Here is a 263-nt window from a genome sequence, read left to right on the forward strand (position 1 = left end):
ACGGGCGCAGACGCCCATGCGCAGGCCGCAGGCCGGGTGGCACTGGTGCACAACGGCATCATCGAGAACCACGAAGAACTGCGCGCCCGCCTGCAGGCACGCGGCTACGTGTTTGCAAGCCAGACCGACACCGAGGTCATCGCCCACCTGGTGGACAGCCATTACAGCGGCGACCTGTTCGACGCCGTGCGGGCCACCGTGGCCGAACTGCATGGCGCCTACGCCATCGCCGTCATGCACAAGGACGAACCCCACCGCGTGGT

The 263-nt window shown here is 67.7% G+C and carries 1 pseudogene; it reads left to right on the plus strand.

The features are described 5' to 3' along the window. Positions 1-263 (plus strand): annotated as a pseudogene (locus tag ACWKV5_RS29625) (glutamine--fructose-6-phosphate transaminase (isomerizing)); the annotation flags it as partial.

It is taken from the genome of Pseudomonas oplopanacis (assembly GCF_057128725.1).